Origin of the sequence: Actinoallomurus sp. CA-142502, assembly GCF_050936355.1 — a bacterium.
Taxonomy (GTDB): Bacteria; Actinomycetota; Actinomycetes; order Streptosporangiales; family Streptosporangiaceae; genus Actinoallomurus; species Actinoallomurus iriomotensis.
In genome coordinates this window covers 6,869,207-6,888,797 of sequence record NZ_JBNJMY010000001.1, presented here as the reverse complement: position 1 = coordinate 6,888,797, position 19,591 = coordinate 6,869,207, and the positions used below count along the sequence as shown (strand labels likewise).

Here is a 19,591-nt window from a genome sequence, read left to right as displayed (position 1 = left end):
TCGTCCACTATGGCTCCATGGTCGATGACACCCGGCTCGGCGAGGTGGACCGCCAGGTGATGGCGGCGCTCCAGCTCGACGGCCGCGCCCCCTGGCATCTCGTCGCCCGTGCCGTCGGCGTCAGCGAGTCCACGGCGCAGCGGCGCTTCGCCGCGCTGCGCGAACGCGGCGCGGCCCGCGTGATCGGCGTCGTCGACGTGCTGCGCTGCGGGCTCGGCGTCCCTGTCCTGACGCGGGTCTCCTGCCGCCCGGGGACCGCCGAGGACGTCGCCGCATCCCTGGCCGCTCGGCCGGAGGCGCGCTTCGTGGCGGTCGTCACCGGCGCCGCCGACGCCGTCGCCGAGTTCGTCGTGCCCACCCACCGTCACCTGCCGCAGCTGCTCACCCGCGACGTGCCGGCGCACGACCAGCTCACCGAGACCGAGACGTTCACCGTGATGCGGACCTTCACCTCCGCGCACGACTGGGATCCCGGGCTGCTGAAACCCGACGCCGCCGCGCTGCTGCGCCCGGAGCCGGTGCGCCCGTTCGAGGACCAGGTGTGGGAGCGGCCCCCGGACCGGCTCGACGACCTGGAACTGGCCATCGCCGCCGAACTCGGCGAGGACGGCCGGATGCCGGTGAAGGAACTCGCCGGCCGGGTGGGCGTCAGCGAGTCCACGGTGGCGCGCCGCATCGACTCGATGGTCGAACGCGGCTGCCTGCGCTTCCGCACGCTCGTCGAGCCGGCGCTCCTCGGCTTCGCGGTCGAGTTCATGCTGTGGCTCGACGTCGAGCCGGCGCACCTGGACTCCGCCGGGCGGCGGCTCGCCTCCCGGCCCGGCGTCAAGTACCTGTCGGCCACGGCCGGCCGGTTCAACCTGTGCGGGCAGGTGTCCCTGCGGCACTTCGCCGACCTGTACCGCTTCACGACCGACGTGGTCGGCGCGCTACCGGGCGTACGCCGCGCCGACACGACTCTTCAGCTCGACACGCTCAAGCGCGCCTGGGTCCCCACCGCGCCGGAGCCCCGTAAGGAAAGGAGTGGCCGGTGAACGCGACGAGCGAACCCTGGCAGTGGGATGAGACGACCTGGCGAAGGCACGTGGACCGGGTCCGGGCCGGCCGCCGGCTGACGCCACCGTGGCCCGGCGGGGCGAAGGTCGCCGTGGCGCTTTCGTTCGACTCCGACCACGAGACCATCCCCCTGCGCGAGGGGGAGACCCGGCCCGGCAAGCTCGCCCAGGGCGAGTACGGCTCACGGGTCGCAGCGCCGCGCATCCTCGCCGCGCTGGAACGGCACGGCGTGCCCGCGACGTTCTTCATGCCGGCGGTGTCGGCGCTGCTGCATCCGGAGGAGGCGCGCGGCTATGTCGCGGCCGGCCACGAGATCGCCGCGCACGGCTGGATCCACGAGCGCAACATGCTGCTCGACCCGGCCGACGAGCGGCTGCTCGCGGTCCGCGCCCTGGACACCCTGGAGGAGATCACCGGCGTACGCCCGGTCGGCCTGCGCACCCCCTCGTGGGACTTCTCCGACGCCACCCTGGACATCATCCGGGAGCTGGGGCTCGTCTACGACTCGTCCCTGATGGCCGACGACGACTGCTACGAACTCCTCGCCGACGGCGAGCCCACCGGCATCGTCGAGCTCCCCGTCGAGTGGATCCGCGACGACGCGCCGTACTTCATGATGGAGCGCTACGGCTCACTGCGCCCGTACACGCCGCCGCGCGAGGTGCTCCGGCTGTGGTGCGACGAGTTCGACGCCGCGCGCGCGGAGGGCGGCCTGTTCCAGCTCACCATGCATCCGCACATCATCGGGCACCGCTCGCGCATGGTCGTGCTGACCGGTCTGCTCGACCACATCGCCGGCTTCGACGACGTCTGGTTCGCCACGCACGCCCAGGTCGCCGAGCACGTCCGCACGGCCCTTCCGCGGCAGACCGCGCCGCCCGGGGAGGCCTCATGAGCGAGCGAACCAAAGAACACGCGCGCCGGGTCACTCCTCCGACGAAGGAGGACTCATGAGCGTCACGCACTCGCGCGAAGCCGTCCGTACGGGCGGGCGGAGCGTCCGGATGACCGACAAGCAGCGCCGCGCGGTCGTCGCCGGGGCGGTCGGCAACACCGTCGAGTGGGTCGACTGGGCGGTCTACTCGGCGTTCGCACCGATCTTCTCCACCCAGTTCTTTCCCAAGGGCGACAAGACCGCCGACCTCCTCGCGACCCTCGCGGTGTTCGCCGTCGGATTCGTGATGCGGCCGGTCGGCGCCGCGGTCCTGGGCGCCTACGCCGACCGGCGCGGCCGCAAGGCGGGCATGACGCTGACCATCTCGATGATGGCCGCCGCGGCGCTGGTGGTCGCGGTGTGCCCGCCGTACGGCGCGGTCGGCGTCGTCGCCCCGGCGGTGCTCCTCATCGCCCGCCTGGTGCAGGGCTTCTCCGCCGGAGGGGAGTTCGGCACGTCCTCGGCGTTCCTCATCGAGTCGGCGTCACCGGGCCGCCGGGCGTTCATCGGGTCCTGGCAGCAGGTCTCGGTCGGCGCCGGCACGCTCATCGCCTCCCTGATGGGCACCCTGCTCACCAGCACGCTGAGCGACGGGGCGCTGTCGGCGTGGGGCTGGCGCGCGGCGTTCGGCGTCGGCGGGCTGCTCGGGCTCGTCGGCCTGTGGCTGCGCACCGCCGTCGAGGAGACCGACGCCTTCACCGAACTGGCCGGGAAGCGCGATGGCGACGCCCGGCCGACTCCGCTCCGGGACATGGTGGCGCGCCACCCGCGCGCCGCGCTGCGCGTCATCGGGATCACGATCGCCGGAACCCTGCTCTACTACGTCTGGGTCAGTTACATGCCCGGGTACGCGCACGCCGCCGAGGGCGTGCCGCTCAGTCGCGCCTTTCTCGCCAACACCCTGGCGATCGTCGCCTTCCTGGTGATGCTGCCGTTCGGCGGGATGCTGTCGGACCGGTTCGGCCGCAAGCCGACGATGACCGCGTTCGCGGCCGGGTTCCTCGTGCTGTCGTGGCCGCTGTTCCAGCTCGTCGGGAACGGTTTCTGGTCGCTGCTGCTGGTCGAGCTGGCCGGGATGTTCTTCCTGGTCGGCTACTCCGCCAACTGCGCGGTCGTGATGGCCGAGCAGTTCCCCGCCGAGGTGCGGACGACGGGCATCGGCCTGCCGTACGCCCTCGCCGTCGCGCTGTTCGGCGGCACCGCGCCGTACGTCACGACCTGGATGGCCACCCACGGGCACCGCGAGAAGGTCTGGGTCTACACGGCGATCGCGGCCGCCATCGGCGTCGTCGTCTACACCACGATGCCCGAGACCAAGGGAAAGGAGATCGAGTGACGACCGAGAGCCGCCATGTACTGGTGACCGGGGCGGCGAGCGGCATCGGCGCCGCCGTCGCGGCGGGGTTCGCCGCGGACGGCTGGACGGTGACCGGGGTGGACCTGCGCGAGGCTCCGCTCCGCGCCTCGCTGGAGGGCCTCGCGGCGGCGCCGATCGTCGCCGACCTGGCCGAACCCGACGCGCCCGAGCGCGTCGTACGTCGGGCGTGGGAGTCCGGCGGGCCCCTCGACGCGCTCGTCAACGCCGCCGGCATCTACCCGGCCCGCGCCTTCCTGGACCTCGACGCGGCCCTGTGGGACCGCGTCCAGGCGGTCAACGTGCGGGCGCCGATGCTGGCCGTCCGCGCGTACGCCGCACTGGCCGTCGCGGCTGGCCGGCCCGGCAGCGTCGTCAACATCAGCTCGGGGGCGGCCCTGCGCGCCCGGCCCGGCGCCGCGCACTACAGCACGTCGAAGGCGGCGCTGGAGATGCTCACGAAGGCCGCGGCCGTGGAGCTCGGCGGAGCCGGCATCCGCGTCAACGCGGTCAGCCCCGGTTTCGTCACGGTCGACAGCGCGGCGAACCCGGTGACCGAGGAGTACGCCGCCGCCGTGTCGGTCAACCCGCTGGGGCGGCGCGGGCGGCCGGGCGACATCGCCGCGGCGGTCCGCTGGCTCGTCTCCCCGGCCGCCGAGTGGGTTACCGGCACGATCCTGCGGGTCGACGGCGGCGCCTCCGCCGGGACGACCACCCTCCCCACCCACTGGCCGGGGCTCACCGACGTGCAGACCCCCGGCCTCGACCCTGAAGGAGGACACCTGTGAGCTCTCGTGAGTACACCGTCGTCGGCGCGGGCGCGATCGGCGGCACCCTCGCCTGGCATCTCGCCCGTGCCGGACACCCGGTGACCGTCGTGGACGCCGACGCCGCGCACGTCGCGGCGATCGCCCGCGACGGCCTCATCCTCGAACGCGGCGGCGTGCGGACGCCGCAGCCGGTCGCCGCGGCGCGCACGCCCGACGAGGTGCACGCGCCGCTCGGCCGGGTGCTGCTCGCGGTGAAGGCGCAGGCCACCGGGACCGCCGCCGGCTGGATCGCCGGGCGCCTCGCCGCGGACGGGTACGTCGTCAGCCTGCAGAACGGGCTGAACGAGGAGCTCATCGCCTCCCACGTGGGCGCCGAGCGTACGGTGGGCGCGTTCGTCGACCTGTTCGCCGACGTCCTGGCCCCGGGCGTGATCGGCGACGGCGGCGCGGGCGCCATCGCGATCGGGGAGATGGACGGCACGGTCTCCGCGCGGGTGCGCGAGCTGGCCGCCGACCTGGGCGCGTGGGGACCCGTCGAGGTCACCGGCAACGTCCCCGGGTACCTCTGGGCCAAGCTGGGCTTCGGGGCGATGCTGACCGCCACCGCGCTGGCCGACGACGCGATGGGCGACCTTCTCGACCGGCACCGCCCGGCCGCGCACGCGCTCGCCCGTGAGGTGTTCGCCGTGGCCGCCGCGGAGGGCGTCACCCTGGAACCGTTCGACGCGTTCGAGCCCTCGGCGTACGTCGACGGCGCCGACCCCGGCAAGTCCGCCTCCGCGACCGACCGGCTGGTCGCGTGGCTGCGGACCCAGACCAAGACCCGCAGCGGCATCTGGCGCGACATCGTGGTGCGCCGCCGCCCGACGGAGGTGCCGACGCAGTACGGGCCCGTGGTCGCCACCGCCGAACGGCACGGCATCGAGGTCCCCGTCCTGCGCCTGCTGCTAGACCAGCTCGCCGAGGTCGAGGCCGACGCGTCCTCGATGGCCGAGTCGCGTGTCGAGCGGCTCGACGCCGCCGCGGCGAACGGACCGGTGCGATGAGCGACCTGCTGGAGTGGATGCGCGCCGGCGTCGGGGAGATGCTCGACGACCTGGGCGAGTACGTCCGGCTGGAGACCCCCAGCGACGACCGGGACCGGCTCGCGGCCGGCCGTGAGTGGGTCGTCTCGTGGCTCGGCCGCCGCCTGGGCGCGCCGGCGTCCGTGCGCGCGTACACCGGCGCGCCGCATGGCGACACCGTCGTGGTCGACTATCCGGGAAGCGGCTCCGGCACCGTGGTCATCCTGGCGCACTACGACACCGTGTGGCCGGTCGGCACGCTCGCCGAGCTGCCGTTCTCCGTCGACGGCGACGTGATCCGCGGTCCGGGGGTGTTCGACATGAAGGCCGGCCTCGTGCAGGCGGTCTGGGCCCTGCGCGGTCTCCGTACGACCGGCCGGCGCCGCCCGCCCGTACGCCTGGTGCTGAACGGCGACGAGGAGATCGGCAGCCCGTCGTCCCGCCCGGTCATCGAGGAGGCCTGCCGCGACGCCGCCGCCGTGCTGGTGTTCGAGGCCAGCGCGGACGGCGCGGTGAAGACGGCACGCAAGGGCGTCGGCCTGTTCGACGTGACGCTGACCGGCGTCGAGGCGCACGCGGGTCTCGACCCCACCGCGGGCGCCAGCGCGATCACCGCGCTGGCGGAGTTCGTGCTCGCGGCGACCGCCCTGACCGACCTGGCGGCGGGTACGACCGTGAACGTCGGCGTGGCCGGCGGCGGCACCCGCCGCAACGTCACCGCCGGATCGGCGCACGCCGGCATCGATGTGCGCGTCGCCGACGAGGCCGAGGCGCGGCGGGTGGAGCGGGCGCTGGCCGAATGGCGGCCGGCGGACCCGCGGGTGGGCGTACGGGTCGACGGGGGCTGGAACCGCCCGGTCATGGCCCGCACCCCGGCCGTCGCGGACCTGTACGAGCGGGCCCGCGACCTCGCCAAGGACCTGGGGCTCGACCTGCGGGAGACGGCGGTCGGCGGCGCCAGCGACGGCAACTTCGCGGCCGCCCTCGGCGTCCCGGTCCTCGACGGCTTCGGCGCGGTGGGGGCCGGCGCCCACGCCCGTACCGAGCACGCCACGGTGTCCGGGATGATCGAGCGCGCCGCCCTGGCGGCCGCCGTCATCGAGTCGTTCGGCTGACGCCCGGCGCCCGCGCGGGCGCGGAGGGACGACGGCGGAGCCGAAGACGAGTAATCTCCCGGTGGGATGGATCCACGCTTAACCGATCTACAAAATCCGGGTGTTCCAGGAGGCGTCCTTGCCCCGATCCTCGCTGCCGTTGGTCGTCGCGGGGCTCACCGCGCTCACCGTCGTCGCTCCGGCCTGCGCCCCGGCGGACAGCACGGGCGACACCAAGACGAGCGCCACGGCGACCGGCACCGCGGCCTGCGTCAAGGACAAGCTCAAGCTGATCAAGCCCGGCACGCTGACGGTCGCCACCGACAAGCCGGCGTTCGCGCCGTGGTTCAAGAACGACGACCCGGCCAACGGACAGGGCTTCGAGAGCGCGGTCACCTATGCCGTGGCGAACAAGCTGGGCTTCGCCAAGAACGAGGTGACCTGGACGACCGAGTCGTTCGACTCCTCCTACGCGCCGGGCCCGAAGAAGTTCGACTTCGACATCAACCAGATCTCGGTCACCCCCGAGCGGCGGAAGGCCGTCACCTTCAGCGACGGCTACTACGACGTCGCACAGGCCGTGGTGGCCGCCGACGGCGGCACGTACGCGGGCGCCACGAGCGTCAACGAGCTCAAGAACGCGCGCATCGCGGTCCAGGTCGGGACGACCGCGTTGCAGGCGGTCCGGCGGCAGATCCAGCCGGCCACCCAGCCGCGCGTCTTCAACAACGAGATCGACGCCATCAACGCCCTGAAGAACAAGCAGGTCGACGTGCTCGTACTGGACCTGCCGACGGCCTTCTACGTCACCGCCGCCCAGGTGAAGAACTCCAAGATCGTCGGTCAGCTCCCGCGGAGCGCCGACGGGAACGAGCAGTTCGGCCTGCTGCTGCAACGGGGCAACCCGCTGGTCGGCTGCCTCAACGTCGCCCTCGGGCAGCTGAAGTCCTCCGGTGAGCTGGCGCGGATCCAGGACCGGTGGCTGACCTCGTCCGCGGGCGCCGCGGTGCTGAAGTGACCCGGCCCGAGAAGACCGCCCTCACGTGACCATGTCCGGTGCGAAGTCCGGTGCGAACCCGCCCGCCTGGGTGAAGAGCGCACGCCAGCTCGAACGCGAGCGGCGGCTGAGGCGGACCGGCCGCCGGTCCGCCTCCGTGGCGACCGCCTCGACGGTCCTCTTCCTGGCCGTCGTGATCGGGGTGGTCGTCTCCTCGCCCGGCTGGCCGCGGGTGCGGGAGACGTTCTTCTCCGCCGGCCGGTTCAGCGACGCGTTCCCCGACGTGCTCCGCGGATTCTGGCTCAACGCCGAGATCTTCCTGATCGCCGAACCGCTGATTCTGGGCCTCGGCCTGCTGGTCGCGCTCGCCCGCAGCCTGACCGGCCCGGTGTTCTTCCCGATCCGGGCCCTCGCCGTCGGCTACACCGACGTCTTCCGCGGCATCCCGACGATCCTGCTGGTCTACCTCGTCGGCTTCGGCGTTCCCGCGCTCAACCTGCGGGGCGCTCCGAGCGATCCGGCCGTGCTGGGCGGTGCGGCGCTCGTCCTGTCCTACGGCGCGTACGTGGCGGAGGTGTTCCGGGCCGGCATCGACTCGGTCCATCCCAGCCAGCGGGCGGCGGCGCGCTCACTCGGGCTGAGCCACGCGCAGAGCCTGCGGTTCGTAGTCCTTCCCCAGGCGGTGCGGCGGGTCGTGCCGCCGCTCCTCAACGACTTCGCCTCGCTGCAGAAGGACACCGCCCTCGTCGCCGTGCTGGGTCCGCTCGAAGCGCTCCGGCAGGCCCAGATCCACTCGGCCGACATGTTCAACTACACGCCGTACCTGGCCGCGGCGGTGCTGTTCATCGCGTTGACCGTGCCGCTCGCCCGGTTCACCGACCACCTCGCGGCCCGCGCCGAGCGGCGACGCGCACCGGGAGGCGGCACATGATCGAGACACCCGCGCTGCTCCGCATGGAGAACGTCTGGAAGACGTACCACTCTCAGCCCGTGCTGCGCGGCATCGATCTGGACGTCGCACCCCATGAGGTGGTCTGCCTCATCGGCGCGTCCGGTTCGGGCAAGTCCACCCTGCTGCGCTGCGTCAACCTCCTGGAGACCGTCGACGACGGCGCGATCTACCTGGACGGCGCCGAGCTCACCGAGGTGGGCGCGGACGCGGACCGGGCACGCCGGCGCATCGGCATGGTCTTCCAGTCGTACAACCTGTTCCCGCACATGTCGGTGCTGGACAACATCACGCTGGCGCCCATCCGTGTGCACCGGACACCACGGGCCACGGCGGTCGCCCAGGCGAAGGAGCTGCTGGAGCGGTTCGACCTGGCGGACAAGGCACAGGAGTACCCGGATCGGCTCTCCGGCGGCCAGCAGCAGCGCGTCGCCATCGTCCGTGCCCTGGCCACCCGGCCGAGCCTGATGCTGCTGGACGAGGTCACCTCCGCACTCGATCCCGAACTGGTGACCGAGGTGCTGAGCATCATCCGCGAGCTCAAGGAGTCCGACATGACGATGGTGCTGGCCACCCATGAGATGGGATTCGCCCGCGACATCGCCGACACCGTCTGCTTCCTCGACGACGGCGTGCTCCTCGAGACGGGCCCGGCCGAACAGATCTTCACCGAGCCGCGGGAGCCGCGGACCCGCGAGTTCCTCCAGCGCGTGCTGGAGGCCCGCCGGATCTAGGACCGAAGACGCCGCTCGGACGGTCCGCGTGACCGATCTGAACGACGGCACGCCCCTGCGTGCCTGGGACGCACCCGAGCGCACGCGCTGGGGCATGTCCGGCGGACCGGAACCGCTGCTGATCGGGCTCGGGCCGACCGGGATGTCCGGCCATGCCGTGGACGGGACGGCCGGCGAGAGGTTCGCCGCCGCTTCCGCCGTCTTCGCCGGAGTCGTCGCCCTGTCCGGAGAGTGGTACGCCGTCACCGGGACCGGTGGGCAGAACCACCCCCCCTGTGGCTGTGGCGGCTGCCGGAGTTCGACCGCGTCATCGAGCTCGCCCGTACCGATCTCAGCGGTGACACGGGGAACAGAAGCCCTGCGGTGGCGCGGTACGCGACCGCCCGGCTCGACGGCAGGGACGTCCTCGTGACCGGTGGCGGCGACGGCCGGGTCGTCCGCGTCGAACCGCCCGCCGCGACCGCTCCCGCGCGCGACCACCGGAGCGCGCCTCGGCGCGCCGAGCCCCGCGCCGCGCGGCACGTCGCACGGAGCGCGTACCGGCCGGTCGCACGGTCGTTGTGACCACCGCGGGCGAGGACGGCATCGTCGCCATCACCGAACACGGCGCGCGCGACTATCGCGTCGACCAGCGGATGCGGAGGCCGGACCGCCGAAGGTCGCAATAGATACCTGAAAGGGGCTATTTTGATAGCGTGAGGTGGCAGGCCCGGCGGGAGGGCGTCTCGGGGGAGTGCTCACAAGGAAAGGGTCGCCATGCGAATCTCGGCACGAGCGGACTACGCGATCCGGGCGCTCCTGGAGCTCGCCGCCGACACCGGCCGGCCGCTCACCTGTGAAGGCATCGCCGAGGCCCAGCAGATCCCGCACCGGTTCCTCAAGGCGGTCTTCCGCGACCTGCGGCGCGCCGAGCTCGTGCGCAGCCAGCGGGGCTGTGAGGGCGGCTACTGGCTGAGCCGCGACGCGGCCTCCATCTCGCTGGCGGCCGTCGTCGCCGCGGTCGACGGCCGGCTGATGACCGTTCACGGGGAGAGCCTCGGCGACCAGCGTTATCCGGGCCCGGCCGCCCGGCTGTCGGAGCTGTGGGCGGGCCTGCAGAAGCGGTTCGAGGACATCCTGGACGGCGTGACCTTGGCCGACCTGCTGGCGGACGACCCGCCCGAGCCCGCCGTGTCGTTGCTGCGCGACGCGGCCCTCAGCGCGTGACGGCGGAACAGACCCGAGAGGGAGGCATCTGGTGGCAGACGACTGGCATGGCGAACTGCGGCACATCCGCGGCGTGGACCTGACCGGTGAGACGAGTCAGACCTCCGGCATGACGCGGCTGGAGGCGATCTCCGGCAAGACGGTGGGCTCGTCGAAGCTCTGGACCGGCAAGACCCTGGTGGCGCCCGCCACGAACTCCGGCGACCACCATCACGGTGAGACGGAGACCTCGATCTACGTCGTGTCGGGCAATCCGGTGTTCGTCTTCGCCGACGGGGAGGACGAGGTACGGCTGGAGACCGAGCCCGGCGACTTCATCTTCGTTCCGCCGTACGCCCCCCATCGCGAGGAGAACCCCGGCGACACGGAAGCGGTCGTGGTGATCTCGCGTACCAGCCAGGAGGGCGTCGTGGTGAACCTGCCGAGTCTGTGGGCGCCGGTCGAGCGCCCATGACCGCCGGCGGTCCGTTGACCGTGGTGGAGTTCACCGACCCGGCGTGCCCGTGGGCCTGGGGCTCGGAGCCGAAGTTCCGCTGGCTCCGCGCCGCGCTGACCGGCCCGGACGGTCACCGCGCGAGGTGGCGCCGGGTCTTCGGGATCCTGTTCGACGATGACGACGATCCGGCGCCGGACCCCGACGCGGAGGCCGCCTGGTATCAGCGGTACATCGCGGACATCGCCGCGCATACGGCGGCCCCGTACGCGCCGCGCCTGCGGTGGGTGGCGCGGAGCAGCTGGCCGTCCTCGCTCGCGGCCAGGGCCGCCGAGGCGCAGGGCGCCGAGGTGGCCGAGCCGGTCCTGCGCCGGCTGCGGGAGACCACCTTCCTGCTGGGCGCGCCCGCCGACCGCGCCGAGACCGTGCTCGACGCCGTCACGGGAGTTCCGGGGCTGGACCACGCCCGGCTCTCCCGCGATCTCGCCTCCGAGGAGGTGCGCTCCGTGGTCCGCCGCGACTGGGCGGAGACACGGGACCCGTTCCCGGAGGTCCTCACCGTCGCGGGGCCGGGCCCGCATCCGGGCCGGGCGAAGGAGGCCGGCCAGCGGTACCGGTTCGCCCTGCCGACGCTGGTGTTCACCGGTCCCGCCGGACGCGCGGTGGTCCCCGGCTGGCGCGAGCTGGACGAGTACGTGGAGGCCGCCGAACGCGTGGCGCCCGGTGTGCGCCTCACGGCTCCGCGCCGCAGCGCGTCGGAGCTCCTCGACCGCCACCGCAGTCTGACCGGGCCGGATCTGGTCCTGCTCGCCGGATCGACCGATCCGCCACCCGGCGCCGTACGGGTCGACGGCGTGGGCGGGCCGGTCTGGCTGCACCCGTCCGAGGCGGCCACCCACCCGGTGCTCCGCGGCTGACCAGCGTCTCCGTCAGGTCGAACGCTCCGTACGGCAAAAGACATATTTAGGTATCTATTGACAGGATTAGCGCTCGCGGTGACGATAGGGGCATGACTTCGACGCATCCGGGTGTGGTCTGCCGCTTCGTCGACTACCGGCTCACGTCCAGCGCCCTGTGTCGGTAGGCGCCGGCATCGGGGCCGCCACCGTCGCCTGAGCCCCTGCCCGCGCGACCGTCGCCGCAGACCGTCTCCATCAGGACCGCCGCCGCGACCTTCCCGCGTGACCGTCCCAGCGCCGAGCCGGTCACCTTCTCCTGATCTCCCCGAACTCACGGACACGCGCCCCGCGCCGTTCCGGTGAATCGCCATGCCCGACGCCCACGAGCCTGCCACCTCTCGGGTGATCACGACCGTTCACGAAAGGTGGACTCGACCCCCCATGAACACCGCTCTCTCCGAACCCAGCAGACGTTCCTTCCTGGGACTCGGTCTCGCCACCGGCTCGTCGCTGCTGCTCGCCGCCGCCTGCGGTTCCGGCGGCGTGGCCGGCGCCGGCGGGACGACGGCCGACACGCTCAAGTGGGGCTGGGACCTGCCCACGTCATGGGATCCGGTGACGTCTTCGGCGGGCTGGGACGTCCACGCTCTCTCGCTCGTGTACGCCGGACTCACCAAGCACGACGAGCAGGGCAACGCGGTGCCGGCCCTCGCCGAGTCGTGGAAGTACGGCGACAAGGGCGGCCGTGTCACATTCAAGCTCCGGTCCGGCCTGAAGTTCAGCGACGGTACGGCGCTGGACGCCACCGCGGTGAAGAAGAGCATCGAGCGCGGACGCGACGCGCCCAAGTCGCTCATCGCCGCGCAACTCGTCGACATCAAGACCGTCAGCGCGCCGGACGCCACGACCGTCGTCCTCGAACTGAAGGCCCCGAACTACCAGATTCCCAGCCTGTTCGCCGGAAAGACCGGAATGGTGGTCAACCCGGCCGCGTTCGAGGGCGACGCCGCGGGACTGGCCACCAAGCCGGCCGGCGCCGGCCCGTACACGCTGACCTCCTATGTGGAGAACTCGCAGGCGACCCTCAAGCGCAACCCCGGCTACTGGGACGCCGCGAACATCAAGACGGAGAACTTCCAGCTGTTCCCGCTGCCGGACGCCGCCACGGTGATCGCCGGTCTGCGGTCCGGCCGCTACAACGTCGCCCAGATCCCGGGCAGCCAGGTCGCCGCGGCGAAGGCCGCCGGGCTCGAGGTCCAGGTGATCCCCTCACTGGTGGTCGCGGTCCTGGACGTCAACGTCACCAAGGCGCCGTTCGACGACCCGAACGTGGTGCTCGCCCTGAAGTACGCGGTGGACCGCGCGGCTCTGCTGAAGACCCAGCAGTTCGGCATCGGCGAGGTCTCCTACCAGCCGTTCCCCAAGGGCTACGTCGGCTACGACCCCGGGCTGGAGGGCATCTACGCCTACAACCCGGCCAAGGCCCGCGCGCTGCTGGCCGCGTCCAAGTACGGTGCGGGAACGCGGGTCACGATCACCGCGTCGAGTCCCGGCACCCTCGCGCAGCAGCTTCAGGCCCAGCTTCAGGCGGTCGGGTTCAAGCCGGCCATCGAGACGATCCCGGAGTCCCAGGCCACCCAGATCATCTACATCCAGCACGACAAGGCCCTGGCCGTGGACGGGTTCGCCGGCCGTGACTCGACCGCCCAGGCCTTCCAGGTGCTGTTCGGCGCCGAAGGCCTGATGAACCCCGGCCGCACCACGTCCCCGGAACTGACCGCGGCGGTCCAGAAGATCGTCCAGACGCCGCTGGAGGACCCGAGGTACCCGGAGGTGGTGCGGGCCGCGACCAGCGCCGCCGTACGCACGATGCCCAACGTGTTCCTCTACACGACACCGCGGATCCTGGCGCATGCCAAGTCGGTGTCGGCGCTGCCGAAGGCCACGGTCGTCCAGCGGTTCGAGGGGGTCACGGCCGCGTGAACGCCCCGGATCGGAGTACCCGATGAGCGCCGTGACCGCGGCGGCGCGGCCGGCCCTTCCCGACGCGGCCGCCGCGTCCCGGCGGCTGTCCGGCTGGGCGCGCAAGGTGCTGCGGATGGCGGTCACCACGGCCACGGTCTTCCTCATCACCTCGTTCGGGACCTACGCGCTCGGCGCGCTGTCCAAGAGCAACCCGGCCGCGGCCGTGCTGGGGGAGACCGCCACCCCGGCGGACATCGCCCGGATGAACCACCAGTTCGGGCTGGACCGGCCACTGCTGGTGCAGTACGCGAGCTGGCTGGGCCACGCCTTCACCGGCGACCTCGGCACCTCCTACTTCACCTCCATCCCGGTCGCCGGCAGCATCCGCCAGGCGCTGCCGGTGGACCTGGGCATCACCGGGCTGGCCGCCCTGTTCGCGGTGCTGATCGGCGGTACGGCCGGGATCGCCGCGGCGCTGAACGGCGGCGGACGGCTGGACCGCTCCGTCACCGCGGTCTGCTCGGTGCTGGGCACGATCCCCGGGTTCGTCATCGGCATCGTGCTGATCGTGATCTTCTCCGCGACGCTGCGGATCCTGCCGGCCGGCGGATACGTGAGCCTCACCACCGATCCGGTCCAGTGGTTCCGGTGCCTGCTCATGCCGTCGTTCGCGCTCAGCCTGAACCTGGCGGCCGGCATCGCCCGGCAGCTCCGGACCTCCCTGGTCGGCACGTTGCGGGAGAACTACGTCGTCGGGGCGACCGTGCGCGGCCTGTCGCGGCGGCGGGTCCTCCTGCGGCACGCGCTGCGCAACGCCGCGGGACCGGCACTCGGGATCCTGACGGTGGGCGTGCCCCTGCTGCTCAGCGGCTCGGTGCCCACCGAGCGGATCTTCAACCTGCCGGGCGTCGCGCTGCTGACGCTCCAGTCGGCGGAGCGGCACGACATCCCGGTGATCCAGGGGACGCTGCTGGTGACCGTGGCCACCGTGCTGCTGTGCAACCTGGTCCTCGGCGCCCTGCTCGCCCGGTTCACCCCGCAGGCGAGGAGGTAGCCGTGCTCACCCTGCGTCGTGCCCTGCGGCTGCGGTCGGCCCGCCTGTCGGCGGTCGTCCTGGTCGTGGTCGCGGTGGCCGCGGTCTTCGGTCACCGGCTCGCCCCCCTCGACCCGCTGGCCCAGGACTCGCGTCACCTGCTGTCCGGACCCACCGCCGGTCACCTCCTCGGCACCGACAGCCTCGGCCGGGACGTGCTCAGCCGCCTCGTCGCCGGCACCGGCTCGTCCCTCGTCGCGACACTGGAGGCCGTCGGCGCGGCGCTCGTGGTCGGCGTCGCCCTCGGGGTCGGCTCGCTGTGGCTGGGGCGCGGCTACGAGTGGACGTCGCTGCGCTTCATCGACGCGCTGCAGACCCTGCCGTACGTCGTGTTCGTGGTCGCCGTCGTCGGCGTGCTCGGCAACGGCCTGGCCCAGGCGATGATCGCGATCGGGCTGCTGTACTCCCCGGTCTTCTTCCGGGTGAGCCGGGCCGCGTCGCTCACGCTGCTGCGCGCCCAGTACGTGGAGGCGGCCGAGCTGTTCGGCGCCGGCCGGCTGTGGATCCTGCGCACCCACCTGTGGAGCAAGATCCTGCCGACCATCGCGGTCACCGCCGCCCAGGCCGGTGCCGAGTGCCTGCTCGCCGTGCAGTCGCTGAGCTTCCTCGGCATCGGGGTGCAGCCGCCGGCGCCCACCTGGGGCGGGATGCTCGCGGACGACCTGGGCTTCCTGGCCCAGCAGCCGTGGGCGCCGTTCATCCCCGCCCTCGCGATCATGATCACGGTGGGCGCGCTGAACGCCGTCGCCGACGCGGTGAGCGACAGCGCCGACCTGCCCCTGGACGCCTCGCCCACCGCGGCCGGAACGGCCGACCCTGTTCAGGAGGTGCCCGATGCCGCCGTCCCCGTCCGCTGAGACCAAGGCCGAGCCCCGGACCGCCGTACCGGCCGCACCGCTGCTTCGCGTCGACGGCCTGCACGTCACGGTCGGCGACGGCAGCCGGGAGGCCGTCCACGACGTCTCGTTCACCGTCCAGCGCGGCGAGGCCGTCGGCCTGGTCGGCGAGTCCGGGAGCGGCAAGACGCTGACCTGCCGGTCGATCCTGGGCGTCCTGCCCAAGGGATGCGCCGTCGGCGCCGGGACCATCGACCTCGGCGGGGTCGAGCTGACCGGGCTGACGCGCCGCCAGTGGGACGGCGTACGCGGCCGGGCCCTCGGCGCGGTCTTCCAGGACCCCGCGTCCTACCTCAACCCGTCGATCACGGTGGGCCGCCAGCTCGCCGAGTCGCTGCAGGTCGCCGCCGGCCTGCCCCGGGCGCGGGCACGGACCCGGGCGGTCGAGCTGCTCGACTCGGTGGGCCTGCGCGACCCGGCCACGGTCTACCACCGGTACCCCGACGAGCTGTCCGGCGGCATGCTCCAGCGGGTCCTGATCGCGATCGCGATCGGCGGCGAGCCCGACCTGCTGATCGCCGATGAGGCCACCACCGCGCTGGACGTGGTGATCCAGGCCGAGGTGCTGGACCTGCTCGCCCGGCTGCGGGCCGAGAGCGGCCTGTCGCTGCTGCTGGTCACCCACGACCTCGCCGTGGTCGCCGAGAGCTGCGACCGGGTGCTGGTGTTCTACGCCGGCGAGCTGGTGGAGTCCGGGCCGACCGCCCAGGTCTTGCGGTCACCGGCCCACCCGTACACCGAGGCGTTGCTGCGGCTCGCCGAGCCCGGCTCGGCCGAGGTGCTTCCCGGGCAGCCGCCGCCGACCGGCGCGAAGCCGCCCGGCTGTCGCTTCGCCGATCGCTGCGCGTACGCCGAGGACCGGTGCACGGCCGGCCCGGTGACGCTGCGGTCGCCGGGCGAGAACCGCGCGGCCCGGTGCGTACGCGTCGAGGAGGAATCATGAGCGAACGCAGTGAGCGAATCGACGAACACAGCGTCCGTGGCCTCTCCTCCGGCGCAGGAGGACCCATCAGCCTGCTGGAGGTCGACGGGCTCGGGGTGTCGTACGGCCGCCGGTCCGGCCGGGTGCTGTCCGGGGTGAGCCTGAGCGTGCGGCCCGGAGAGGTCGTCGGCGTGGTCGGCGAGACCGGCTCGGGTAAGACGACGCTGGTCCGCGCCGTGGTGGGCCTCGTCCCGGCGGACGCCGGACGCGTCACCTTCGACGGCACGGAGGTGACGGCGCTGCGCGGACGACGGCTGCGCGGATTCCGCCGTTCCGGCGGCATCCAGCTGGTCTTCCAGGATCCGCTGCGCTCGCTCGACCCGGACCTGACCGTGGCGGCGATCACCGGCGAGGGACTGGCCGTCGCCGGCGGCCTCACGCGGGCCGAGCAGGCCGAACGCGTGGACGAGGCGCTGATCCGCGTCGGCCTGGACCCCTCGCTCGGCTCCCGGCGGCCCGGCCAGATCTCCGGCGGGCAGCGGCAGCGGGTCGCCCTGGCGCGGGCCATCGCGGTGCGTCCGAAGCTGCTGCTGTGCGACGAGCCGGTCAGCGCTCTGGACGCCTCCAGCCGCAACCGCGTCCTGCTGTTGCTGGACCGGCTGCGCCGTGAGCTCGGCGTCGCGATCGTCATGATCTCCCACGATCTGACCTCGCTGGCCGGGGTGGTGGACCGGGTCGCGGTGCTGTTCGGCGGCCGGCTGGTGGAGCAGGGCCCGGTCGGTGAGGTGTTCGGCGACCCTCGCCACCCGTACACCGCCCTGCTGGTCGCCTCCGCCCCGAGCATCGGCGAACGCCCGCTCGGCCGGCCCGCCGCGAGCCTGCGTCCCGCCCGCGACCGGGAGCCGTGGCGGCACCGCGACGGGTGCCGCTACGCGTCGCTGTGCCCGTTCGCCACCGAGGAGTGCGCCGTCGAACCGCGGCGCGAAGCGCGGGCGGATGGCCGGGCCGTGGCCTGCCACCACGCCGACACCTGGTCCGACCTGGTCGGGCCGACGAGAGGAACAACGGGATGAGCATCGAGTTCATCGGAATAGCCGCCACCCAGAAGCACACCGAGACCGAGATCGAGACCGTGCCCGACGGCCCGGTGGTGGACGCGGACTACCTGCGGGCGCTCGCCGGGGCGCACGAGGACGCCGGGTTCGACCGGGTGCTGGTCGCCCACTCCTCGGCCAGCCCGGACGGCTTCATCATCGCCGACCAGGTGCTCACCGGAACCGACCGGCTCGGCGTGCTGCTGGCACACCGGCCCGGCTTCGTGGCGCCGACGCTGGCGGCGCGCAAGTTCGCCACCCTCGACGCCTTCCACCCCGGCCGGGTCGCGCTGCACGTCATCACCGGCGGCGACGACGCGGACCAGGCCAGGGACGGCGACATCACCGACAAGCCGACCCGCTACCGGCGTACGGACGAGTTCCTCGACGTGCTGCGCCTGGAGTGGGAGTCCACCGCGCCGTTCGACTACGACGGGGAGTTCTACCAGGTGCGCGGCGGCTTCACGCCCGTACGCCCGGACGGCCGGATCCCGGTCTACTTCGGCGGCGCCTCCGCGGACGCGGTACGGGTCGGCGGGAAACACGCCGACGTGTACGCGTTCTGGGGCGAGCCGCTGGCCGGGATCGCCGAACGCATCGCCGAGGTGCGCGCCGCCGCGGCGCCGCACGGCCGCGACCCGCGGTTCAGCGTCAGCCTGCGGCCCATCCCGGCCGCGACCGAGGCCGAGGCATGGGAGCGCGCACGCGAGATCCTCCGGCTCACCCGGGAACGGGCCGGCGAGCTGAAGAAGACCTTCAACATCGACGGGTCCGCCCAGCAGGGCAGCAGGCGGCTCCTGGACTTCGCCGCCCAGGCGGAGGTGCACGACGAACGGCTGTGGACCGCGATCGCCAAGGAGACCGGCGCGGCCGGGAACTCCACCGCCCTGGTCGGCAGCTACGAACAGGTCGCCGAGTCGCTGCTCGACTACGTCAACCTCGGCGTCGGCACCCTGCTCATCCGCGGGTTCACCCCGCTCGCCGACGCCACCGACTACGGAAACCTCATCCGCCTGGTGCGCGCCCAGGCCCTGACCGGCATCCCCGCCTAGAAAGAGAGCGGACATGACCTTCGAACTCCTCGGCATGGTCGGGACGCGGGACGCGTCCGAGACGCACGGCGACCACTACGGCACCATCGACGCCGACTATCTGACGAGGTTCGCCCAGGCCCACGAGACTGCCGGGTTCGACCGCGTCCTCATCGGGTACGGCGCGACCGGCGCGGACGGGTTCGCCGTCGCCGCGCACGTGCTGAACGCCACGACCAGGCTCAAGGTGCTGATCGCGCACCGGCCCGGCTTCGTCGCGCCGACCCTGGTCGCCCGCAAGCTGGCCACCCTGGACCAGCTGACCGGCGGCGGACGGGTCGCGATCCACCACATCAGCGGCGGTGACGAGGCGGACCAGAAACGCGACGGCGACTTCGCCGACCACGACCGGCGGTACGCGCGGACGGCCGAGTTCATGAGCCTGCTGCGGCGCGTCTGGAGCGCGGACGAGCCGTTCGACCACGGCGGCGAGTTCTACCGGGTGGAGGGCGCCTTCAGCACGGTCCGGCCGGCCACGCCCGACGGCATCCCGCTGTACTTCGGCGGCGCCTCGCCCGCCGCGATCGAGGTCGGCGCCGAGCACGCCGACGTCTACATGCTGTGGGGCGAGCCGAGGCGGCAGGTCGCCGAGCGGATCGCCGCGCTGCGTGAGGCCGCCGCCGCGCACGGCCGTACCCTGCGGTTCAGCCTGTCGATCAGGCCGATCATCGCCGACACGGAGGACGCGGCGTGGGAGCGGGCCGAACGCATCCGCGCGCTCACCGCCGAGCGGGCCGGCGCGTCCCACCCGTACCGCATGTCCACCTCGGTGGGCTCCGCCCGGCTGCAACGGCAGGCGGCCGAGAGCGAACGCCACGACGAGCGGCTCTGGTACGGCATCACCGCGCTCACCGGGCCGGGCGGCAACTCCACCGCGCTGGTCGGCACGGCGGAGCAGGTCGCGGACGCGCTCGACGGCTACCGGCGGGTGGGCGTCGACACCATCCTGATCCGCGGCTTCGACCCACTGGAGGACGTGGTCGACTGGGGCCGGCGCCTGGTACCGCTGCTGCGCGCGAACGCCGCGGCGCTGGTCTGAT

20 protein-coding genes are annotated in these 19,591 nt (G+C 72.9%); all 20 read left to right on the top strand.

Annotated elements, in window-relative coordinates:
- Positions 1–17: 17 nt before the first annotated feature.
- The 20 genes from ACQEV1_RS32435 (at position 18) to ACQEV1_RS32340 (ending at position 19,590) form a co-directional block, all read left to right on the top strand.
- Positions 18–1,034, top strand: a complete 1,017-nt coding sequence (locus ACQEV1_RS32435; protein ID WP_285623195.1) for an Lrp/AsnC family transcriptional regulator — start codon at positions 18–20, stop codon at positions 1,032–1,034.
- Positions 1,031–1,951 carry a polysaccharide deacetylase family protein gene (locus tag ACQEV1_RS32430; RefSeq protein ID WP_433398556.1) on the top strand — a complete coding sequence of 307 codons (921 nt, stop codon included), beginning with the start codon at positions 1,031–1,033 and terminating at the stop codon, positions 1,949–1,951. Before ACQEV1_RS32435 ends, ACQEV1_RS32430 begins: the two co-directional genes overlap by 4 nt.
- Before the next feature lie 55 nt (positions 1,952–2,006).
- On the top strand, positions 2,007–3,326 hold the full coding sequence (locus ACQEV1_RS32425; protein ID WP_433398553.1) for an MFS transporter: 1,320 nt from the start codon (positions 2,007–2,009) through the stop codon (positions 3,324–3,326).
- Positions 3,323–4,132, top strand: coding sequence for an SDR family NAD(P)-dependent oxidoreductase (locus ACQEV1_RS32420; protein WP_433398550.1), 810 nt, complete (start codon positions 3,323–3,325; stop codon positions 4,130–4,132). The genes ACQEV1_RS32425 and ACQEV1_RS32420 overlap by 4 nt, the downstream gene beginning before the upstream one ends.
- Positions 4,129–5,160: a ketopantoate reductase family protein gene (locus ACQEV1_RS32415; protein ID WP_433398547.1), complete on the top strand. Its 1,032-nt coding sequence runs from the start codon at positions 4,129–4,131 to the stop codon at positions 5,158–5,160. Before ACQEV1_RS32420 ends, ACQEV1_RS32415 begins: the two co-directional genes overlap by 4 nt.
- The gene (locus tag ACQEV1_RS32410; protein ID WP_433398544.1) at positions 5,157–6,293 is read left to right on the top strand and encodes a M20 family metallopeptidase; all 1,137 of its coding nucleotides are present in this window, start codon (positions 5,157–5,159) and stop codon (positions 6,291–6,293) included. The genes ACQEV1_RS32415 and ACQEV1_RS32410 overlap by 4 nt, the downstream gene beginning before the upstream one ends.
- A gap of 118 nt (positions 6,294–6,411) precedes the next feature.
- Positions 6,412–7,290, top strand: a complete 879-nt coding sequence (locus tag ACQEV1_RS32405) for an ABC transporter substrate-binding protein (RefSeq protein ID WP_285623183.1) — start codon at positions 6,412–6,414, stop codon at positions 7,288–7,290.
- A gap of 31 nt (positions 7,291–7,321) precedes the next feature.
- Complete coding sequence (locus ACQEV1_RS32400; protein ID WP_433406023.1) at positions 7,322–8,200, top strand: amino acid ABC transporter permease; 879 nt, start codon at positions 7,322–7,324, stop codon at positions 8,198–8,200.
- The gene (locus tag ACQEV1_RS32395) at positions 8,197–8,952 is read left to right on the top strand and encodes an amino acid ABC transporter ATP-binding protein (RefSeq protein ID WP_433398540.1); all 756 of its coding nucleotides are present in this window, start codon (positions 8,197–8,199) and stop codon (positions 8,950–8,952) included. Before ACQEV1_RS32400 ends, ACQEV1_RS32395 begins: the two co-directional genes overlap by 4 nt.
- Positions 8,953–9,183: 231 nt before the next feature.
- Positions 9,184–9,516: a hypothetical protein gene (locus ACQEV1_RS32390; protein WP_433398537.1), complete on the top strand. Its 333-nt coding sequence runs from the start codon at positions 9,184–9,186 to the stop codon at positions 9,514–9,516.
- Between the two features lie 192 nt (positions 9,517–9,708).
- Positions 9,709–10,158 carry an RrF2 family transcriptional regulator gene (locus ACQEV1_RS32385; RefSeq protein WP_433398534.1) on the top strand — a complete coding sequence of 150 codons (450 nt, stop codon included), beginning with the start codon at positions 9,709–9,711 and terminating at the stop codon, positions 10,156–10,158.
- 31 nt (positions 10,159–10,189) lie between these two features.
- Positions 10,190–10,612: a cupin domain-containing protein gene (locus ACQEV1_RS32380; protein ID WP_285572325.1), complete on the top strand. Its 423-nt coding sequence runs from the start codon at positions 10,190–10,192 to the stop codon at positions 10,610–10,612.
- The gene (locus ACQEV1_RS32375; RefSeq protein ID WP_433398530.1) at positions 10,609–11,508 is read left to right on the top strand and encodes a DsbA family oxidoreductase; all 900 of its coding nucleotides are present in this window, start codon (positions 10,609–10,611) and stop codon (positions 11,506–11,508) included. The genes ACQEV1_RS32380 and ACQEV1_RS32375 overlap by 4 nt, the downstream gene beginning before the upstream one ends.
- A 423-nt stretch (positions 11,509–11,931) precedes the next feature.
- Positions 11,932–13,473, top strand: a complete 1,542-nt coding sequence (locus ACQEV1_RS32370) for an ABC transporter substrate-binding protein (protein ID WP_433398527.1) — start codon at positions 11,932–11,934, stop codon at positions 13,471–13,473.
- 22 nt (positions 13,474–13,495) lie between these two features.
- Complete coding sequence (locus ACQEV1_RS32365; RefSeq protein ID WP_433398524.1) at positions 13,496–14,509, top strand: ABC transporter permease; 1,014 nt, start codon at positions 13,496–13,498, stop codon at positions 14,507–14,509.
- Between the two features lie 2 nt (positions 14,510–14,511).
- Positions 14,512–15,405 (top strand): ABC transporter permease, encoded by an 894-nt coding sequence (locus ACQEV1_RS32360; protein ID WP_433398522.1) that lies wholly within the window; start codon positions 14,512–14,514, stop codon positions 15,403–15,405.
- Complete coding sequence (locus ACQEV1_RS32355; protein ID WP_433398520.1) at positions 15,383–16,387, top strand: ABC transporter ATP-binding protein; 1,005 nt, start codon at positions 15,383–15,385, stop codon at positions 16,385–16,387. Before ACQEV1_RS32360 ends, ACQEV1_RS32355 begins: the two co-directional genes overlap by 23 nt.
- Positions 16,384–17,439, top strand: coding sequence for an ABC transporter ATP-binding protein (locus tag ACQEV1_RS32350; protein WP_433398518.1), 1,056 nt, complete (start codon positions 16,384–16,386; stop codon positions 17,437–17,439). Before ACQEV1_RS32355 ends, ACQEV1_RS32350 begins: the two co-directional genes overlap by 4 nt.
- Positions 17,436–18,512, top strand: coding sequence for an LLM class flavin-dependent oxidoreductase (locus tag ACQEV1_RS32345; protein WP_433398516.1), 1,077 nt, complete (start codon positions 17,436–17,438; stop codon positions 18,510–18,512). Before ACQEV1_RS32350 ends, ACQEV1_RS32345 begins: the two co-directional genes overlap by 4 nt.
- A 13-nt stretch (positions 18,513–18,525) precedes the next feature.
- Positions 18,526–19,590: an LLM class flavin-dependent oxidoreductase gene (locus tag ACQEV1_RS32340; protein ID WP_433398514.1), complete on the top strand. Its 1,065-nt coding sequence runs from the start codon at positions 18,526–18,528 to the stop codon at positions 19,588–19,590.
- Position 19,591 lies beyond the last annotated feature (1 nt).

What these genes read in the sequence shown, in the direction of transcription:
- ACQEV1_RS32435 (WP_285623195.1), top strand. Translation starts at nt 18, where the DNA reads ATGGTCGATGACACCCGGCTCGGCGAGGTGGACCGCCAGGTGATGGCG.
- ACQEV1_RS32425 (WP_433398553.1), top strand. Translation starts at nt 2,007, where the DNA reads ATGAGCGTCACGCACTCGCGCGAAGCCGTCCGTACGGGCGGGCGGAGC.
- ACQEV1_RS32410 (WP_433398544.1), top strand. Translation starts at nt 5,157, where the DNA reads ATGAGCGACCTGCTGGAGTGGATGCGCGCCGGCGTCGGGGAGATGCTC.
- ACQEV1_RS32400 (WP_433406023.1), top strand. Translation starts at nt 7,322, where the DNA reads ATGTCCGGTGCGAAGTCCGGTGCGAACCCGCCCGCCTGGGTGAAGAGC.
- ACQEV1_RS32395 (WP_433398540.1), top strand. Translation starts at nt 8,197, where the DNA reads ATGATCGAGACACCCGCGCTGCTCCGCATGGAGAACGTCTGGAAGACG.
- ACQEV1_RS32385 (WP_433398534.1), top strand. Translation starts at nt 9,709, where the DNA reads ATGCGAATCTCGGCACGAGCGGACTACGCGATCCGGGCGCTCCTGGAG.
- ACQEV1_RS32375 (WP_433398530.1), top strand. Translation starts at nt 10,609, where the DNA reads ATGACCGCCGGCGGTCCGTTGACCGTGGTGGAGTTCACCGACCCGGCG.
- ACQEV1_RS32370 (WP_433398527.1), top strand. Translation starts at nt 11,932, where the DNA reads ATGAACACCGCTCTCTCCGAACCCAGCAGACGTTCCTTCCTGGGACTC.
- ACQEV1_RS32365 (WP_433398524.1), top strand. Translation starts at nt 13,496, where the DNA reads ATGAGCGCCGTGACCGCGGCGGCGCGGCCGGCCCTTCCCGACGCGGCC.
- ACQEV1_RS32355 (WP_433398520.1), top strand. Translation starts at nt 15,383, where the DNA reads ATGCCGCCGTCCCCGTCCGCTGAGACCAAGGCCGAGCCCCGGACCGCC.
- ACQEV1_RS32350 (WP_433398518.1), top strand. Translation starts at nt 16,384, where the DNA reads ATGAGCGAACGCAGTGAGCGAATCGACGAACACAGCGTCCGTGGCCTC.
- ACQEV1_RS32345 (WP_433398516.1), top strand. Translation starts at nt 17,436, where the DNA reads ATGAGCATCGAGTTCATCGGAATAGCCGCCACCCAGAAGCACACCGAG.
- ACQEV1_RS32340 (WP_433398514.1), top strand. Translation starts at nt 18,526, where the DNA reads ATGACCTTCGAACTCCTCGGCATGGTCGGGACGCGGGACGCGTCCGAG.